The 18708-nt window shown below is 44.1% G+C and carries 19 protein-coding genes; all 19 read left to right on the top strand.

What is annotated here, in order from left to right; translation table 11 throughout:
* Nucleotides 1-9 precede the first annotated feature (9 nt).
* The 19 genes from K1I80_RS09695 to K1I80_RS09605 all read left to right on the top strand — a co-directional run bounded on the left by K1I80_RS09695 (nucleotide 10) and on the right by K1I80_RS09605 (nucleotide 18703).
* Entirely contained in the window at nucleotides 10-321 is a 312-nt protein-coding gene (locus K1I80_RS09695; protein ID WP_002894073.1) for a DUF1292 domain-containing protein, read from the top strand.
* Between the two features lie 184 nt (nucleotides 322-505).
* Nucleotides 506-1738, top strand: a complete 1233-nt coding sequence (locus K1I80_RS09690) for a bifunctional folylpolyglutamate synthase/dihydrofolate synthase (RefSeq protein ID WP_223313697.1) — start codon at nucleotides 506-508, stop codon at nucleotides 1736-1738.
* Nucleotides 1739-1795: 57 nt separating this feature from the next.
* Nucleotides 1796-2275: an SP_0198 family lipoprotein gene (locus tag K1I80_RS09685; RefSeq protein ID WP_223313696.1), complete on the top strand. Its 480-nt coding sequence runs from the start codon at nucleotides 1796-1798 to the stop codon at nucleotides 2273-2275.
* A 194-nt stretch (nucleotides 2276-2469) separates the two neighbouring features.
* Nucleotides 2470-4005: a cardiolipin synthase gene (cls, locus tag K1I80_RS09680; protein ID WP_223313695.1), complete on the top strand. Its 1536-nt coding sequence runs from the start codon at nucleotides 2470-2472 to the stop codon at nucleotides 4003-4005.
* Nucleotides 4006-4182: 177 nt separating this feature from the next.
* Nucleotides 4183-4326, top strand: coding sequence for a hypothetical protein (locus K1I80_RS09675; protein ID WP_002899268.1), 144 nt, complete (start codon nucleotides 4183-4185; stop codon nucleotides 4324-4326).
* A 38-nt stretch (nucleotides 4327-4364) separates the two neighbouring features.
* Nucleotides 4365-5912: a heme transporter CcmD gene (locus K1I80_RS09670; protein ID WP_223313694.1), complete on the top strand. Its 1548-nt coding sequence runs from the start codon at nucleotides 4365-4367 to the stop codon at nucleotides 5910-5912.
* Between the two features lie 219 nt (nucleotides 5913-6131).
* Nucleotides 6132-8327 carry an anaerobic ribonucleoside-triphosphate reductase gene (gene nrdD / locus K1I80_RS09665; protein WP_125434094.1) on the top strand — a complete coding sequence of 732 codons (2196 nt, stop codon included), beginning with the start codon at nucleotides 6132-6134 and terminating at the stop codon, nucleotides 8325-8327.
* A gap of 1 nt (nucleotide 8328) precedes the next feature.
* Nucleotides 8329-8469: a hypothetical protein gene (locus tag K1I80_RS09660; RefSeq protein ID WP_002911455.1), complete on the top strand. Its 141-nt coding sequence runs from the start codon at nucleotides 8329-8331 to the stop codon at nucleotides 8467-8469.
* Between the two features lie 52 nt (nucleotides 8470-8521).
* On the top strand, nucleotides 8522-9058 hold the full coding sequence (locus K1I80_RS09655; protein WP_223313693.1) for a GNAT family N-acetyltransferase: 537 nt from the start codon (nucleotides 8522-8524) through the stop codon (nucleotides 9056-9058).
* On the top strand, nucleotides 9024-9623 hold the full coding sequence (nrdG, locus tag K1I80_RS09650) for an anaerobic ribonucleoside-triphosphate reductase activating protein (protein ID WP_223313692.1): 600 nt from the start codon (nucleotides 9024-9026) through the stop codon (nucleotides 9621-9623). The genes K1I80_RS09655 and nrdG overlap by 35 nt, the downstream gene beginning before the upstream one ends.
* Before the next feature lie 240 nt (nucleotides 9624-9863).
* Nucleotides 9864-11336 (top strand): LCP family glycopolymer transferase CpsA, encoded by a 1473-nt coding sequence (gene cpsA / locus K1I80_RS09645; protein ID WP_457654931.1) that lies wholly within the window; start codon nucleotides 9864-9866, stop codon nucleotides 11334-11336.
* Nucleotides 11333-12064 (top strand): capsular polysaccharide biosynthesis protein Cps4B, encoded by a 732-nt coding sequence (cps4B, locus tag K1I80_RS09640; protein ID WP_223313690.1) that lies wholly within the window; start codon nucleotides 11333-11335, stop codon nucleotides 12062-12064. The genes cpsA and cps4B overlap by 4 nt, the downstream gene beginning before the upstream one ends.
* 7 nt (nucleotides 12065-12071) lie before the next feature.
* Nucleotides 12072-12767: a Wzz/FepE/Etk N-terminal domain-containing protein gene (locus K1I80_RS09635; protein WP_002894051.1), complete on the top strand. Its 696-nt coding sequence runs from the start codon at nucleotides 12072-12074 to the stop codon at nucleotides 12765-12767.
* A gap of 10 nt (nucleotides 12768-12777) precedes the next feature.
* Nucleotides 12778-13476 carry a polysaccharide biosynthesis tyrosine autokinase gene (locus K1I80_RS09630; protein WP_009660129.1) on the top strand — a complete coding sequence of 233 codons (699 nt, stop codon included), beginning with the start codon at nucleotides 12778-12780 and terminating at the stop codon, nucleotides 13474-13476.
* Nucleotides 13477-13517: 41 nt separating this feature from the next.
* On the top strand, nucleotides 13518-15320 hold the full coding sequence (locus K1I80_RS09625) for a polysaccharide biosynthesis protein (RefSeq protein ID WP_223313689.1): 1803 nt from the start codon (nucleotides 13518-13520) through the stop codon (nucleotides 15318-15320).
* A gap of 15 nt (nucleotides 15321-15335) precedes the next feature.
* A complete protein-coding gene (locus K1I80_RS09620) occupies nucleotides 15336-15941 on the top strand; it encodes a sugar transferase (protein ID WP_009660137.1) in 606 nt (201 codons plus the stop codon).
* A 6-nt stretch (nucleotides 15942-15947) separates the two neighbouring features.
* Nucleotides 15948-16808 (top strand): NAD-dependent epimerase/dehydratase family protein, encoded by an 861-nt coding sequence (locus tag K1I80_RS09615; RefSeq protein WP_223313688.1) that lies wholly within the window; start codon nucleotides 15948-15950, stop codon nucleotides 16806-16808.
* Nucleotides 16809-16852: 44 nt separating this feature from the next.
* Nucleotides 16853-17653, top strand: coding sequence for a glycosyltransferase (locus K1I80_RS09610; protein ID WP_263280746.1), 801 nt, complete (start codon nucleotides 16853-16855; stop codon nucleotides 17651-17653).
* Between the two features lie 90 nt (nucleotides 17654-17743).
* Nucleotides 17744-18703 carry a glycosyltransferase family 2 protein gene (locus tag K1I80_RS09605; protein ID WP_223313686.1) on the top strand — a complete coding sequence of 320 codons (960 nt, stop codon included), beginning with the start codon at nucleotides 17744-17746 and terminating at the stop codon, nucleotides 18701-18703.
* Nucleotides 18704-18708: the final 5 nt, after the last annotated feature.

The raw sequence follows: 18708 nt of genomic DNA, 5'->3' as shown, positions 1-18708 counted from the left end.
GACACTAGTATGACACATGATCATAACCATGACCACGAGCATGAAGAGCGTGAATTAATCACCTTGGTTGACGAGCAAGGGAACGAAACTTTATTTGAAATTCTTTTGACCATTGATGGTAAGGAAGAGTTTGGCAAGAATTATGTTCTTTTGATTCCGGCTAATGCGGAAGAAGATGAGAATGGTGAAGTAGAGATTCAAGCTTATTCCTTTACCGAAAATGAAGATGGCACAGAAGGTGACTTGCAGCCAATCCCAGAAGACTCAGATGCTGAATGGGATATGATTGAAGAAGTCTTCAATAGCTTTATGGAGGAGTAAGACTAGCCTAGTCTCATTTCTAGAAATGGACAAGTGCGGGTGAAAAGCTAGCTAAACTTGACAGAAGAAGGAAGTAGCCAAGCCTTGGCTCTTTTCCAGCGTGCATTATGATAAACATTAGAAAGAGGAGCGAGTTGCAATTCAGATTTGAATTCTGCTTCGCTGCTCTTTTTTGGGTAAGAAAATGAATGAAATTGAAGAATGGCTGAACAGCCGAATTGGTCTAAACTTTCGTTCGGGTCTAGGGCGGATGCAGCAGGCAGTGACTCTTTTGGGGAATCCTGAGCGGAGCTATCCAACGATTCATGTAACTGGTACAAATGGCAAAGGTTCTACTATTGCCTTTATGCGTCAGCTGTTTGCGGGGCATAGTCGCAAGACAGGAAGTTTTACTTCGCCTCACATGAGTAGTATTCATGATCGGATTTGTATCAACGGCCAACCAATTGCTTCAGCTGATTTTATCCGTCTGGGTCAGCAGGTGCAAAAGATGGAGCAAGAACTGCTCAAAAGCCATGACCAGCTGTCCTATTTTGAAATTCTGGCTTTGATTGCTTTTCTCTATTTCAAGGAGCAGGAAGTGGATTTGGCCTTGATTGAGGTAGGGATTGGCGGACTCTTGGACACGACCAATGTCATTACGGGAGATATTGCGGTCATCAGCTCTGTGGGCTTGGACCATCAAGAAACTCTGGGAAGGGGCTTAACGGCGATTGCGGAGCAAAAGGCAGGGATTTTCAAGACGGGGCGGCCAGCGGTCATCGGGCCGCTGCCAGAGGAGGCGCGATTGGTTTGTAAGCAACGAGCTGAGGAGCTGGGAATAGAACTCTATCAGTATGGTCGCGATTTTTCTCTGACGAATCAGTCTTTTTCCAATTCGACTATGACCCTATCCAATCTTGAACTGGGTCTCAAGGGGGGCTATCAGGAGGAAAATGCAGCGCTGGCCCTGCAGGCATTCCTGCTCTTCATGCAGCAGCAAGACTGGGAAATAGATTCTGCTAAGATTCGGACAGCCTTGCAGGAGACTCGATGGGCAGGGCGTTTGGAAGAAGCCGGTCCAGGTATTTATCTAGATGGGGCCCATAATCTTCCTGCGCTGGAGAGGTTAGTAGAGTTTATCCAAAGCCAGAATGACAAAGAGTGCCTGCTTCTTTTCGGTGCTCTCAAGCGTAAGGACTATAGCGCTATGCTGGCTTATCTGCGAGAGGCTCTGCCAGATGTTCAGTTGACGGTTACTTCCTTTTCTGATGGAGATTCCCTTAGTCGAGCTGAAGTAGAAGGCTTCTTCTACATAGAGGATTATCGGCAGCTTATTCAGAATTTTAAGGAGAGGCAAAACGATAATCAGCTGCTTTTCATTACGGGCTCTCTCTATTTTATTGCAGAAGTCAGAGCTTATTTGACAAGTTTATAAATTGACCGCAAGAGTCCTGCTTTGGTACAATAAAGACAGAAGAAAAAGGAGAATACTATGGCAATTTCTAAAAAGTTAATGATTTCAGGTCTAACTGCTGCGGCTATTTTGGCCTTGGCAGCTTGCGGTTCTAATCAGAACCAGACGGCACCTTCCTCTCAGTCTCAGTCAGTCGCTTCCAGCAAGCCAGCAGAGTCTTCGTCGGTAGCTAGCTCGTCTAGTGCGGTCAATAACAGCTCATCTGCTTCTGCATCCTCTTCTGAGCAAGCAGCCAATGGTGAGCTTGATGGTAGCTATCAGACAAGTCATGAAGGCGATCAGCTAACCTTGCAAATTTCAGGAACTACTGGCCAGCTGACCAAGGTCGAGGCGGATGGTGAGCAGGAAATTGAACAGGTTCAGATTGATGTTACCAACCAGACCATGGTCATTGGAGATGATGTCAAGCGCTATCGCATTGAGGGCAATCAGCTGACTATCGAGGACCTTTCCCAAGAGCCTTATGATGATGACACACTGATCTTTACAAAACAATGATGAAAGAGCCCTGTCTTGAATAGGGCTTTTCCTTTTATCGGTTCTAATCTTTCAGTGAAATTCTTAGGATAGTAGTATTCAAAAGCTGTGCTTAGATTTTCATCGGCCAGAAATACAGTTTGCATTGATATAAACGTTGTTTTAAGGCAGTTTTACTGCTATACTAGAATATATGCAATGAGATAGGAGAGTGTATGACTTTCAGGAAGTTCCGCTTATTAATGTCAAAATACGGTTTCAGCATTATTATTATGCTATTGGAGCTGGTCTTTGTCTTTGTTGCGTTTTTCTATTTTAATGAAATTGCACCCAACTGGCTGTCAGTGGTCATGATTGTCTTCCTGTATATTGGGACCATTTTAGCAATTGTCAACCGCAATATGCCGCCTGAGAGTAAGGTGACCTGGCTCCTGATTGCTGTGGTGCCGGTCTTTGGCTTCCTGCTCTATCTGATGTTTGGCGAGCGGCGGCTGTCTAAAAAAGAAATGGTTCAGCTGGAAAATATGGACTCCATGAAATTTCGTGAGGACAACAGCTACGATCTTCGTGTCCAGCTGAAAAAGGAAAATAAGTCGGCCTATGGTATTATCAAATCACTGCTGAGTATGGACAATAATGCAGATGTCTATGACGGTACAGCTTCTTGCTATTTTCCCATCGGTGAGGCGATGTTTGAGGCTATGCTGGCTGATCTGCGGGCTGCTGAGAAATTCATTTTTCTGGAGTTTTATATCATCGATGAAGGACTGATGTGGAACAGTGTTCTGGATATCTTGGTCGAAAAAGCCGCCCAGGGCGTTGAAGTCAAGCTGCTCTATGATGATATTGGCTGCATGGCAACTCTGCCGGGCGATTATACGCGTAAACTGCGCAAGATGGGCATCGAGGCTTATAAGTTTAACAAGGTGATTCCGCGAATGACGGTATCCTACAACAACCGTGACCACCGCAAGATTTTTGTGATTGATGGTCAGGTTGGCTATACTGGCGGCATCAATCTGGCCGACGAGTATATAAATCATATTGTTCGTTTTGGTCACTGGAAAGATGGCGGTATCCGCTTGGAAGGTCGGGCAGTCAAGGCTCTGACGCGACTCTTTCTCATGAACTGGTACATCAACCGCGGGGAAATCACAGACTTTGATAAGTACCATCTGGAAAATAAAGCTGTTGAAGGCAAAGGGCTTTACATTCCCTATGGCAGCGGGCCTAAGCCCATTTATAAGGGCCAGGTTGGCAAAACAGTCTATCAAAATATTATCAGTCAGGCTACGGACTATGTCTACATTACTACGCCTTATCTGATTATTGACTATGACCTGACGGAGGATATCAAGAATGCTGCTATGCGGGGAGTGGATGTCCGCATCGTGACTCCTTTCATTCCGGACAAGAAGCTGATTCAGATTGTTACCCGTGGAGCCTACCCAGATCTAATGGAAGCAGGGGTTAAGATCTTTGAGTACACGCCAGGGTTTATCCACAGTAAGAACGTGGTGGCTGATGATGAATTTGCTGTGGTAGGGACGATTAACTTTGACTACCGCAGTCTGGTGCACCATTATGAAAATGCAGTCCTGATGTACCATACGGAGAGTATCCCAGCTATCAAGGAAGATTTTGAAGCCATTTTTGAGGCTTCTGAGGAAATTCTTCCTGAAAATCTCGATAGCAGCTGGTATCGTCGCCTTATCAAAGAAATCATGCAGCTCTTTGCCCCTATGCTCTAATGCCAGAGGTTGGCAAATTCTGCAGCAATATACAGAAAATCTGAGGCGGAAGTCTCAGATTTTTTGCTTGTGCTTTTTCTAATCGTATTGAGATGTGTTCTTGTCATTTTTGCTTTTATACTGGGACAGATTTTTGCTCTGTTTTTACGAATGTAAAAAATAAAGGAATTTTTTAAGATGACAATGGAGAAAATTTCCAGTCAGCCGCTTGCTTATGAAACGAGAGAATATCGCTGTTTTCGGGAATTGGAGGAGCTTGCTAGAAGCTATAATGCCCAAAAGAAGGGTCAAGAGAAAGCTGACAGAAGGACAGGAATTTGATATACTAGATGGGACTGATATCAAGGAGAATATTTTATATGCATGATACAACGGAAGAAAAAGTTTTAGAGGTTTCAGAGGAGCAGCTGACTAGGGCTGAAAGGTCTGAGCAAAAAATTACCAAGCCAGAGCCGACGCCCTATTTTTTGACGCTCTTATGCAGTTTGGCTATCAGCTTGCTGAGTGTGGTCAATCCTTTTTTGACCAATCTAGCAACGAATTTACAAAGTCAGAACCTCTATGCCGGCTGGGCCATGACTCAAGGGCAGGTGCCTTATTCGCAAATATATGGGACTAGTGGTCTGCTTTACTATCTGATGGCTTGGTCCAGCAGTCTGGCTTTTGGACAGCTTTTGTGGATGATCTTTCAGACGCTGGCTCTGTGGCTGGCTGGACTTTTCCTGCACGAGACCTTGGTGCTCTTACAGCCTAAACAGAATCTATCGCGCAGCCTGCTGCTGCTCTTTTACCTGCTAGTCTTTGCCCTTGGATTTGGCGGTCTTTACTCTAGTATTTTTGTTCTGCCCTTTATTTTTTGGAATCTATCTTTCTTGGTCCGCTATCTGCAGGATTCAATCAAGGATGAAAAGTTCATTCTATATGGAGCTTTCGGAGCTCTTGCTTTTATGATTGATCCGGTTTCCAGCCTAGTCTTCTATTCTTTGACTGCTCTAGTGCTTTTGGTCTACAATATCGCAGCCAAGCGTGCGGCTCGAGGCTTTTATCAGCTTTTAGCTGGTCTCTTTGGCTTCTCAGTGATTTTTTATCCTATCGGCTACTTTACTGTTGCCAATCAAACCTTTGGCCAGGCTATCAGTCAGGTGACCTATGCTTGGGATTCCATCAGCTTAATTGGCAGTCATAGTCTTTCTAATTTGATTTATTATGGCTTGCTGACGGTCGGTCTAGGTTTCATTTCTGCTTTGGGTGTCAATCTCTTTTCAAGAGAAAAGGGGCAGGCAACCAGCCTGCGCGTCTTGCGCTTTATCGGCTTGCTAGGGCTCTTCATTACTGTCTTTGCGGCTTTTATCCTGCCAGATCAGGGCAGCTATCAACTGCTTCCTGCTCTGCCTTTTGCCGTGATTCTTTTTGCTTTGTGGTTCAATAAAGGCAAGCAGCAGGAATCAGGGCGTCATCGTCGGAATCGTCGTCGCCCTACGATGTGGACTTCTTATCTCTCAGGCCAGTTCTTTCTGCCACTCTTAGCCATTTTTTATCTGATTGGTTATCCTTTGGTGAATGAGTATATCTTTTCCAGCGGTGTCTCTGCTGAAAGAAGTGAGGCGGCTCAGTATATTAAGGAAAAGACCAAGGACGGGGATACTATCTATGCTTGGGATACCTCGGCTAGTCTGTATCAGAAGAGCGGCCGCCTATCAGCTGTCTCTCTCTTGTCTCCAACTTTGTATGTGGGAACGGCTGAAAATCGTTTGGGTCTTCAGAATGGACTTGAAAACAGCCAGCCCAAGTATATTTTGGTTAACAATGATGTCAAATTGCTATCAGATGTGAAGCAGCTAATTTCCCAAAATTACAAGGAAGCTGACCTCAAGCTCAAGCATTTCAAGCTTTATCAACTTAAGTAGTAAAATCAATATGTTGTGTATAAAAAGAAAAAATAACTTTTTTGCCACAACATATTGATTTTTAATTTTAACGTGCTATAATGAGACTTATATCGACTGATTTAAAAAATACTGTTCTTTGGATAAACCGCTGTCGGAGATTTCTTGGGAATTTCTTAGCAGGCGGCTAGTCTGAAGAGACTTGATTTGTCCTAAGGGCAGGAAAAGGAAGTGTTCATGATGATTTTACGGGAAGAGAAGTTTGAAACTGCTCCAGCGATTTATGTGGAGAAGCGGGATGGCCGCAGGGTGGCTTTTGATGTGTCAAAGATCTATAAGGCTATGGTGCGGGCAGCTCAAGAAGTCGGTCCTCTGAATCCGATGCTGGAAGCCAAATTAGAAGCTATCACAGACCGCATTGTGGCAGAAATCAGCAGTCGTTTCGCTAAGTATGTCAAAATCTATGAGATTCAGAACATCGTTGAGCATGAGCTTTTAAATGCCAAGGAATACGCTATTGCGGAGAACTACATCACTTACCGCACCCAACGGGATTTTGAGCGCTCAAAAGCGACTGATATCAACTTTACTATTGACAAGCTTCTCAACAAAGATCGTACGGTAGTCAATGAGAATGCTAATAAAGACAGTGATGTTTTCAATACCCAACGGGATTTGACAGCTGGGATTGTCGGCAAATCCATTGGGCTTAAGATGTTGCCGCCTCATGTGGCCAACGCCCACCAGAAGGGGGACATCCACTACCATGATTTGGACTACAGCCCTTATACACCGATGACTAACTGCTGTCTGATTGACTTTGACGGCATGCTGAAAAATGGCTTCAAGATTGGGAATGCAGAAGTAGAGAGTCCCAAGTCTATCCAGACTGCGACAGCGCAAATCTCGCAAATCATTGCCAATGTAGCTTCTAGTCAGTACGGAGGTTGCTCTGCGGACCGCATTGATGAAGTTTTGGCGCCTTATGCTGAACTTAATTATCAAAAGCATCTCAAGGATGCGGAGCAATGGGTTTTGCTGGATAAGCAGGAAGAGTACGCCTGGGCGAAGACCAAGAAGGACATCTACGATGCCATGCAGTCACTGGAGTATGAGATTAATACTCTCTTTACCTCTAACGGTCAAACTCCTTTTACCTCGCTGGGCTTTGGTCTTGGGACCAATCGTTTTGAGCGGGAAATTCAGAAGGCCATTCTCAATATCCGTATCAAGGGACTGGGAAGCGAGCACCGCACAGCAATTTTCCCTAAGCTGATTTTCACCCTTAAGCGTGGGCTCAATCTTGAGCCGGGAACGCCTAACTACGACATCAAAGAACTGGCTCTGGAGTGTGCCACTAAGCGCATGTATCCAGATGTGCTTTCCTATGACAAGATTATCGACTTGACTGGATCGTTCAAGGTACCGATGGGCTGCCGTTCTTTCCTGCAAGGCTGGAAGGATGAAAATGGTCAGGAAGTCAACTCCGGCCGTATGAATCTAGGTGTCGTTACTGTCAATCTGCCGCGGATTGCGCTTGAATCCGAGGGGGATTTAGATAAATTCTGGGAACTCTTTAACGAGCGGATGAATATCGCTGAGGATGCTTTGGTTTACCGAGTGGAGCGGACTAAGGAAGCCAGTCCAGCCAATGCACCGATTCTTTATCAGTATGGGGCTTTTGGCCAACGCTTGGGCAAGTATGATCAGGTAGACCAGCTCTTTACTCACCGTCGTGCAACGGTTTCCCTAGGTTATATCGGTCTGTATGAAGTGGCAGCAGTCTTTTACGGCGGCGACTGGGAGACCAATCCAGAAGCCAAGGACTTTACGATTGCTATTGTCAAAGATATGAAGCGTAGGGTACAAGAGTGGTCAGATCAGTATGACTATCATTTCTCTGTCTACTCGACGCCATCTGAAAGTCTGACCGACCGCTTCTGCCGTTTGGATACAGAGAAGTTTGGCGTTGTTCCAGATATTACCGACAAGGAATACTATACTAACTCCTTCCACTACGATGTGCGTAAGAATCCAACGCCTTTTGAAAAGCTGGACTTTGAGAAGATTTATCCTGAAGTGGGTGCTTCAGGCGGCTTTATCCACTACTGTGAATATCCTGTGCTGCAGCAAAATCCGAAGGCACTGGAAGCTGTCTGGGACTATGCCTATGACCGAGTTGGTTACTTAGGTACAAATACGCCGATTGATCGCTGTTACAAGTGTAACTTTGAGGGAGATTTCACGCCGACCGAGCGGGGCTTCACCTGTCCAAACTGTGGCAACAGCGATCCCAAGACGGTCGATGTGGTCAAGCGGACCTGCGGCTACTTAGGAAATCCGCAAGCCCGCCCAATGGTCAATGGCCGTCACAAGGAAATATCAGCTCGGGTCAAGCATATGAATGGCTCGACTATTAAGTACGAAGGAAATTAAGATGGGAAAGTATCAATTGGACGACAAAGGAAAGGCTCAGGTGCAGCGTTTCCATGAAAAACATTCGCAGGGCGGCAGCGGCAAAAAAGAACGATTAGCCAAACTGCGTCAGCAATTTTTAGAAAAGAACAAGAAAGAATAGAAGTCAGAGTGGGGCGCAAGGCGGTCTCACTCTCTTCGTATCAGGAGGCACTATGGAGCTGAGACGACCGAAACTAGAAGACAAGGAAAAGATTTTAGAGATGCTGGCTGACTTTGAAACGACTGGCAGCCGGCAGGATGGCTTCTTTGGCGGAGCGGATTTTGTCTACGAGGACTGGCTGGAGACTATTCAGCTAGCTGAGGTAGGTTTAGGCTTGCCGCAAGGTTTTGTTCCTTACATCCAACTAATCTCTTTTGCTGCGGATGGTCAGGCTGTGGGCTTTCTCAACCTGCGTTTGCGGCTCAATGACTATTTGCTCCAAGAAGGCGGGCATATCGGTTATAGTATCCGTCCCTCTGCGCGTGGGAAAGGACTGGCAAAAGAGCAGCTGCGACAAGGCTTGCAAGTGGCTAAAAGTAAAAATATTAAACGAGTCCTAGTGACTTGCGATAGTGACAATGCTGCCAGCCGAGCAGTGATTCTGGCTAATGGTGGAGCTTTAGAGGATGTTCGAGGCGGAAAAGAGCGCTACTGGATTGATTTGGAGGATGAAGATGAACAATCCCAAACCTCAAGAATGGAAAAGTGAGGAGCTGAGTAAAGGGCGAATCATTGACTATAAGGCTTTTAACTTTGTAGATGGCGAAGGCGTCCGCAACTCCCTATATGTCAGTGGTTGTATGTTTCACTGTGAGGGCTGCTATAATGCCGCAACCTGGTCCTTCAACGCTGGTATTCCCTATACCCAAGAGCTGGAGGAGCAGATCATGAAGGACCTGGCGGAACCCTATGTGCAGGGGCTGACCCTTCTAGGCGGCGAGCCTTTTCTCAACACAGGCATTCTCCTGCCTTTGGTCAAGCGGATTCGGAGAGAGCTTCCAGACAAGGATATCTGGTCCTGGACGGGCTATACTTGGGAGGAGATGATGCTGGAAACGGAGGATAAGCTGGAGCTACTGAGCCTGATTGACATCCTAGTAGATGGCCGTTTTGACCTTACCAAGAAGAATCTCATGCTGCAGTTTCGCGGCTCTTCTAATCAACGCATCATTGATGTGCAGAAGTCCCTTCAGTCAGGCCAGGTAGTCATCTGGGACAAGCTGAATGATGGCCTCCAAGCCTATGAGCAAGTTGACAGGGATAAGATGTTTTAAAAATCAAGTAAAATACTGATATAAAAGAGGTTTTGCCTCTTTTTTCTGTTGTCAAAAACAGTATAAAATATTGGTTTTTCGAGAAGGAAGAAAGAATTTACCGAAAATTAATACAGACTGTCCTTTTTTGTCAACAAATTTTGGGAAAAACTAAAATATTTTTAAATATTTTAGTGTATCATAATGCATTTATGATATAATAAAATGTATTTATATCTCAGGGGAGAAAAAGGGAGAATTATGAATCAACATAGGAGAAATGTGCCTGCTTCTAAAAAGGGGAAGAAGCTGAGGCTCTTTAATGTAGCTTTACTGACATTGGTAAGCTTGGTTTCAGGTTTGCTTATTTTTTCTATATTTAAAAATAATGTTCTGGCGTTTCATCACCTGAACCTTATTTTGTCTGCTCTTTTGGCGGCTGTTATTTTACTGGCAGCCTTCTTTGTATGGAAAAATAAGTTCAAAGTCCTGACAACCTTACTTTTGCTTGTGACTCTGCTGGTATCCTCAGGAGCTATGTACGGGGTCAAGGAGCTGATGGACTTATCTAGAGGTGTGAACTCGACTTCAAATTACTCTGAAATTGAAATGGCGGTTTATGTCCGAGCAGACAGCGATAAATCAGATGTGACGCAACTGAAGAAGCTGACAGCTCCGACTGAAAATGGAGACAAGGACAATGTAGCGGCTCTTTTGGATCACATCAAGAAGACTAAAAAGACAGAACTCACAGTGGAAAATAGCTCGTCTTATATCGCAGCCTACAAGGCCCTCATCAATCAAGAGACTGAGGCCATTGCCCTCAACAGCTCATTTGGAGATATGCTGGCTTCTCACGATGCTGACTATGCTTCAAAGATAAAGAAAATCTATACTTATAAAATTACCCGTCAAGTAGAGACCGGCAAGCGCAGGGATGATGCCAATGCGGATGTCTTCAATATCTATGTCAGCGGTATCGATACTTATGGCTCGATTTCATCTGTCTCTCGCTCAGATGTCAATATCATCATGACGGTCAATCGCAAGACCAAGAAAGTCCTCTTGACTACAACTCCTCGTGATTCTTATGTGGCGATTGCAGATGGAGGAGGCGGGCAGATGGACAAGCTGACTCATGCAGGGATTTATGGCGTGGATGCTTCTGTCCACACGCTGGAAAATCTTTACGGCATTCGCATTGACTACTATGTTCGTCTGAACTTCACTTCCTTCCTCAAGCTGGTAGACCTGTTGGGAGGGATTGATGTTGAAAATGACCAAGAATTTACCAGCCGACATGGCAATCATCATTTCCCAGTAGGGAAAGTCCACATGAACTCAGATCAGGCACTAGGCTTTGTTCGCGAGCGTTACTCTCTTCAGGGGGGCGACAATGACCGCGGAAAAAATCAAGAAAAAGTTATCGAAGCAGTCATTAAAAAGCTGACTTCAACTAGTGCTTTGAAGAACTATAACGAGATTATTTCCGGCTTGCAGGACTCTATCCAGACCAATATGGAACTGCCTATTCTTATGAATCTGGTCAATACCCAGCTGGAATCAGGTGGAAGCTATCAAGTTCAGTCACAAGCCATCAGCGGAAACGGCCGCATGGATCTACCATCCTATGCTATGCCAGATTCCAATCTCTACATGATGGAAATCCAGCCAGAAAGCCTTGATAATGCTAAGGCAGCGATTCAGCAGGTAATGGAAGGGAAAACACCATGATTGACATCCATTCTCATATTATCTTTGATGTGGACGACGGTCCTAAGAATTTTGAGGATTCCAAAAAACTGCTGGAAGAAAGCTATCGACAGGGAGTTCGGACTATTATCTCTACTTCTCATCGCAGAAAGGGCATGTTTGAAACGCCTGAACATACCATTAGCTCTAACTTTAAAATGGTAAAAGAACTGGCAGAGCTTGTGGCGCCTGACTTGACGGTTCTCTATGGAGCAGAGATTTACTACACCAGTGATATAGCGGATAAGTTGGAAAAGGGGATTTTCCCCAGTCTAGCTGGTACACGCTATGTGCTGATTGAGTTTAGCATGGCGACTCCTTATAAGGACATCCATAAAGGATTGGCTCAGATTCTGCGCCTTGGACTGACACCGGTCGTGGCTCATATTGAGCGCTATCACTGCCTGGAAAATGATGAAAAGAAGGTACAGGAACTCATTAATATGGGCTGCTATACTCAGATTAACAGCTCCAGTGTTCTGAAGCCTAAGTTGCTTGGAGACTCGCATAAATTTATGAAAAAACGGGCTCAATTCTTTTTGGAGAAGGACTTGGTCCACTTTGTTGCCAGCGACATGCACAATCTAAGCCAGAGACCGCCCTTTATGAAGGAGGCCTTTGACATCGTCGCTAAGAAATACGGTTCCCGCCGGGCAGAGGCCCTCTTTGGTGGTAACCAAGCATTATTATTGAAAAATGAATTGATTTAGGGGAAAAATGGAAAAACAAGAAAAGCAAATCGTAGAAATCGATATTCTGTCCTTGCTGAGAGCCTTATGGCTGAAAAAGTTCACCATCGTATTGGGAGCTGTGCTCTTTTCTTTGCTGGCTTTTGGCTACAGCGTCTTTATTGCTAAGAAAATGTATCAGAGCACCACACGCATCTATGTGGTTAGCCGTCAGAACGAAACGCAGGCAGCTTTGACTAATCAGGACCTGCAGGCGGGTTCATACCTCGTTAAAGACTTTAAGGAAATCATTCTGTCACAGGCGGTTCTGTCACAGGCAATTAGTGAGTTGAAACTGCAAACGTCACCAAGAGAGCTGACGCGTCACATTACCGTTTCCGTTCCGGCGGATACTCGTATCGTTTCGATTACGGTTAAAGATGACAATCCAGAGGAAGCGGCTCGCATTGCCAATGCCTTTCGGAATATCGCTGCTGAGAAAATTATTGAAGTGACAAAAGTTTCTGATGTGACAACTTTGGAAGAAGCAACAGTCCCAGCAGAGCCTTCTTCACCAAATATTCGGCGTAATGTTATCTTAGGATTTTTAGGGGGCAGTGTCCTGATGTCGATCTTTATCATCGCGGTAGAAATCCTGGATGATCGGGTGAAGAAGCCAGAGGACATTGAAGAAGTCATGGGCTTGACGCTGTTGGGCGTTATCCCAGATATGAACAGAATGTAAGGGAGAGAAAATGGCAACCTTAGAATTAGTTAGGAAAAAAAGGAACCTTGTCAAACTAACCGAGGAATACTACAATGCTCTAAGTACTAATGTACAGCTGAGCGGCGCCAATATCAAGATGGTCGAAATAAGCTCGGTGACGGCAAATGAAGGAAAGTCTACAACCTCAGTGAATCTCGCGGCCGCCTTTGCCAGAGCTGGTCATAAGACCTTGATGATCGATGCGGATATCCGCAACTCAGTCATGTCCGGTGTGTTTAGTAGTCAGAGAAAAGTATCAGGACTGACGGACTATCTGTCAGGACAGGCTGCCCTGCATGAAGTCATCAACGATACAGATATGGACAACCTGGATGTGATCTTATCTGGTCCAGTATCACCTAATCCGACGGGGCTTTTGCAAAGCAAGCAGTTTGAAGCGCTTTTGACTGACCTGCGTGTCCGCTATGACTACATCATTGTGGATACTTCACCGATCGGTCTGGTCATTGATGCGGCTATCATCGCTCAGAAATGCGATGCCAGCTTCTTGGTGACACAAGCAGGCCATATCAAACGAAAAGCAGTGATGAAAGCTAAAGAGCAGTTGGAACAAACGGGAACTCCTTTTTTGGGTGTTGTCCTCAATAAATATAACATTGATTTGGAACGCTATGGTGCCTACGGAACTTATGGGGGATACGGCAGCTATGGCAATTATGGGAAATAATAGGGATTAAAGAGTTTTAGGATAATTGGGAGATTAGGAACATGACAAGAGCGAGAAAAAGAGTCATCTTAATTATTGTTGATATTATTTTGCTCAGTATAAGTCAGGGGATTTCAAAATTCTTCTTAGCAAAATATGTCGGGATAACGGATTTGTCTTTTATCTCTATTTTAATGGGGATTATTGTACTATATTTGACATTTGCAACACTGTCGAATGTCTTTTCTACCATTACAAGGTATACAGATTACAAAACAATGTTTCGAGTAGGGGGCTCAATTTTGGGAGCTTATTCGATTGTATACATTGCAGAGAAAATCTTTTACGAATCCACAAACAGTAGATATATTGTCCTTTCTATGCTGCTATCGTTTTTGTTGGTTATTGCTTCAAGGCTGACTTGGCGGGAGATTCATGAATTCGTGCAGCACCCGTCAGCCTTACTGGGTAAGAAAGTAGATGGAACGAAGACCCTTGTTGTTGGTTCAGGGGATGGTGCTAGTCTTTTTATCAAGACAGCCCAGCAAAAATCAAAAGATTTAAAGATAGTCGCGATTGTAGATGACGATAAGAATAAGCAAAATACCTATCTTCATGGAGTAAAAGTTGTAGGAACAACCGAGCAGATACCTGAAATTGTAGGGAATTATGAAGTCGAACAAATTGTCATTGCCATTCCTTCGTTGGCTCCGGATGATTACGAACGAATCGTAGAGTACTGCCAACAAACGGAGGTCAAGGTCAATGCCATGCCTAAGTATGAACAGGTGATTACGGGGAAGCTATCTGTCAGCAAACTTCAGGAAATTGATATTGCAGATCTGTTAGGGCGTAAAGAAGTTAAGCTGGATCAGCAAAGTTTGAAGTCCAATATTAAATGCAAGACAGTTCTTGTTACGGGGGCCGGTGGGTCTATCGGCTCGGAACTTTGCCGTCAGATTGCTCAATTCTGCCCAGCTAGGCTCCTGCTTCTAGGTCATGGAGAAAATTCCATTTATTTGATTCACAAGGAGCTGTCAAGCCGATATAAAGATGATATTGAGTTGATTCCAATCATTGCAGATATTCAAGATAGAGAGAGGATTTTCCATATTATGGAAACCTATCGCCCTGATCGAGTGTATCATGCAGCAGCTCATAAGCATGTTCCTTTGATGGAGTACAATCCGACAGAAGCGGTCAAAAACAATATCTACGGGACACGAAATGTAGCAGAAGCAGCAAAGGCAGCTGGTGTCGCGAAATTTGTCATGATTTCTACAGATAAGGCGGTCAACCCGCCTAATGTTATGGGGGCAACTAAGCGTGTAGCAGAAATGGTCGTAACCAGTTTAAATGAAGAAGGAAAGACTCTTTTCTCAGCTGTCCGCTTTGGGAATGTTTTGGGTAGCCGAGGTAGTGTGGTTCCTTTGTTCAAGGAGCAGATTGCCAAGGGAGGTCCTATCACCGTGACGGACTTTCGAATGACACGCTATTTCATGACGATACCAGAAGCCAGTCGCTTGGTGATTCAGGCTGGAGCCTTGATGCAAGGGGGAGAGGTTTTTGTCTTGGATATGGGCGAGCCTGTGAAAATTTTGGACCTGGCTAAAAAGATGATCACACTCAGTGGTCATACTGAAGAGGAGATTCAGATTCAGGAAGCAGGCATTCGACCGGGTGAAAAGCTTTATGAAGAGCTCTTGTCTGCCAAGGAAAAGGTCAATGATCAAGTCTATGAAAAGATTTTTGTAGGGAGTGTTCAGTCGTTGCCCAAGACAGAGGTGGATTCCTATGTGGACTCTCTTCTGTCTCTTGGTGCAAATGACCTCAAGGACAGCTTGGTAAAGTTTGCACAGCAATAAGTTTTTAGGATAATCATGTATAAATTTTTTAAACGAACATTAGATATAGTCTTGTCATTCATAGGGATGATTGCCTTATCACCGTTTTTTCTGCTTCTAGTACTCGCTATTAAATTGGATTCAAAAGGACCAGTTTTGTTCAAACAGAAGCGGATTGGTCTGCATAAGAAACACTTCTATATTTTGAAATTCAGAACGATGCGAATTGACACACCTAAGGATACCCCAACTCATTTACTGGAAAATCCTGAGCAATGGATTACAAAGGTTGGGAAATTTCTAAGGAAGACGTCTCTGGATGAGTTGCCTCAGATTTGGAATATTTTTGTCGGTGACATGAGTATCATAGGTCCAAGACCGGCTCTTTGGAATCAGTATGATTTGATTGAAGAGCGAGACCGCTATGGAGCAAATGATGTTTTACCAGGTCTGACGGGATGGGCTCAGATTCACGGGCGAGATGAGTTGCCGATTGCCAAGAAAGCTGAATTGGACGGCTACTACGTCCAGCATCTATCTTTTGGATTGGATGTCCGCTGTTTCTTTGGCACCATTAAGAGTGTGGCCAAGAGCGAAGGAGTTGTTGAAGGCGGCACGGGAAATATGGAAAAGAAAGATTAAAGGCTGATGAAAAGAATATTAATTACGGGAGAGGGTAGCTATATCGGCCGGAGCTTTAAGAGGTATGTTTCTTCGCGGGAGGATGTTCAGGTTGATGAGTTGGATGTTCGCGGAGAAACCTGGAAGGAAAAAGATTTTTCGTCTTTTGATGTAATTTTGCATTTGGCGGCGATTGTCCATATCTCCAATCCATCAAAAGAAATGGAGTCGGTATATAAGCAAGTCAATACTCAGCTACCTTATGAATTGGCTCAAAAGGCTAAAGGCGAAGACGTCAAACAGTTTATCTTTATGAGCAGCATGAGCGTCTATGGCGAAGTTTTGGGAGATCGGGTTATCACAAAGGATACAGAAGAGCGTCCTGATTCTTTTTATGGCAAAAGCAAACTAGCTGCTGAGCAACTTCTGAGGGAATTGGAGAGCGAAGATTTCAAATTGGCGGTTTTACGGCCGCCCATGGTTTATGGTCATCAAGCTAAGGGAAATTATAAGCGACTGTCAAAGCTGGCTCAGAAACTACCAGTTTTCCCTTTGGTCCAGAACGAACGTAGTATGATTTATATTGACAATCTTTGTGAGTTTATCAGACTGATTGTTCAGAATCAAGACAGCGGTGTCTTCTATCCTCAAAATCAGGACTATGTCAATACCTCTCAGCTAGTCAGAGAAATAAAAAGGACTCATGGCCAGAGGGTAGCCTTGTTGCCTGCATTTAACTGGATTTTAAAAGGACTGTCCCGCCATGTTTCGACTCTGAATAAGTTGTTTTCAGATTTAACTTATGAAAAAGAGATGTCTAGCTATCCTCAGTCTTATCAGGTAGCAGATTTTAGGAGCTCTATTGAGAAGACGGAAAAGGGAAACTAGTTTAGGATGATTGGGGGGGATTGTTAGTGAAGTTTTCGGTATTGATGTCTGTCTATCAGAAGGAGAATCCGGATTTCTTAAGAAAGAGTCTAAATAGCGTTCTTATAGAGCAAAGCCGCAAGCCAGATGAGCTTGTCCTTGTAGAGGATGGGCCGCTGACAGAAGAGCTTTATCAGATGATTCAAGATTTCAAGGAAACATTTCCAGAGATGAAAGTTCTACCCTTAAAGGAAAATGTCGGATTGGGAGAAGCTTTGCATCAGGGAGTTGAGGCTTGTTCTTATGACTGGATTGCTAGAATGGATACAGATGACATTGCGACACCGGACCGTTTTCAGCAACAAGTGGACTATATTGAGCAGCATCCGCAGTTAGATGTTCTTGGTGGCAATATCATAGAATTTGACACGGAACCAGATCAAATAGTAGCAGAGAAACAAATGCCGCTTTCTCATGAAGAGATTATCAAAAGGTTGCAGCGGAGAAATCCTTTCTGTCACATGACGGTATTTTTCAAGAAATCATCTGTTTTAAAAGCAGGTAATTACAAGCCCCTGCCTTTAGTAGAAGACTATTATCTTTGGGCGAGAATGGCTGCTCAGGGCTGTCGTTTCGCCAATCTTAATCAGGTCTTGGTTTATGCTCGTGTCGGAAATGGCATGCATACGAGAAGAAGCCAGACAGAGCAGATTGCCAGCTGGAAAGTAGTCAATACTTTTTTGCTGTCACATAGTATGTTGAACCGAGGGCAATATTATCAAAATATGTTGATGATTCGTGCTTTTGTGGGAACGCCTATTTGGATAAAAGCGTTCATTTATAAGTATCTGCTTAGAAGAAAGTAATGACTTTACAGACAGAGCAGTCTAGCTTAGACAGGGAGAAAGCTAGAAATTAGGGGGATATAGGATGAAAAGTTTAGGAAGGAGGGAGAAATGATTTCTGTCGTGATGGCGACCTATAATGGGGCGGATTTTATTTTGGAGCAACTAGACTCTATCCGCACTCAAAAGCTGAAGCCTGATCAGGTCATTATCTGTGATGACTGTTCGATAGATCAGACAGTGGTGTTAATCAGGGATTACATCACCAAGCATCAACTGACGGATTGGCAGCTGATTGAAAATCAGGAAAATTTGGGTCATTATCGAACTTTTATAAAATTAGCGAGTTTGGCTGAGCATGATATTGTTTTTTTCGCTGATCAGGATGATAAATGGCTGCCTGATAAAACAGCTACCTTGCAGAAAGTACTGTTAGAAACAGACGTTGCTATGGTGTATGGCCAGTCTTACTTGATTGATCAAAATGGTCAGGTCATCAAGGAACCTAAGGTTTCAGGAGAATGTCTAGAAAGAGATCTAGCTTGGCTTCTGAAAAATTGGCCGTCAGGTTATCAGACAGCTTTTAGAAAGTCGGTACTGACAGATATTTTGCAGCAGCAGTATACGGATTATCCTGGATTTGACTATCATGATGTTTTATTTGGTATGCTGGCTCCATTGTATGGAAAAGTTGTTTGCTTGGACCAGCTACTAGATCAGCATCGCATTCATCAGGCAAATGTAACCCAGTCTGCGTCGTCGCTCAGTTTTAATAAAACAAGGTTATCTAGGATTAACTATTTACAGAAGGTCATCAGTCGCTATGAGTCCGTGAAAAAAATCGTAGAAGAGCGACAGATTTCTGAAGGGGACCATCGCCAAGTTACTAAGGCTTTGGCCTTGACCAATCTTAGACTGAAATTATTACAGTCTAGAAATCCATTTTGGGCTTTGGGCCTGATGTTTCAAATAAGGAAGTATCGAACAATAAAAGATTTCATCAGTGATTTGGTATACACCTACTCACTGAATGGACTTGCTAGGAGATTATTGAAAAAGTTTGGGAGGTAAGAAAA

Origin of the sequence: Streptococcus sanguinis (genome assembly GCF_019929225.1) — a bacterium.
Taxonomy (GTDB): domain Bacteria; phylum Bacillota; class Bacilli; order Lactobacillales; family Streptococcaceae; genus Streptococcus; species Streptococcus sanguinis_J.
This window is presented reverse-complemented; position numbering and strand designations above follow the sequence as displayed.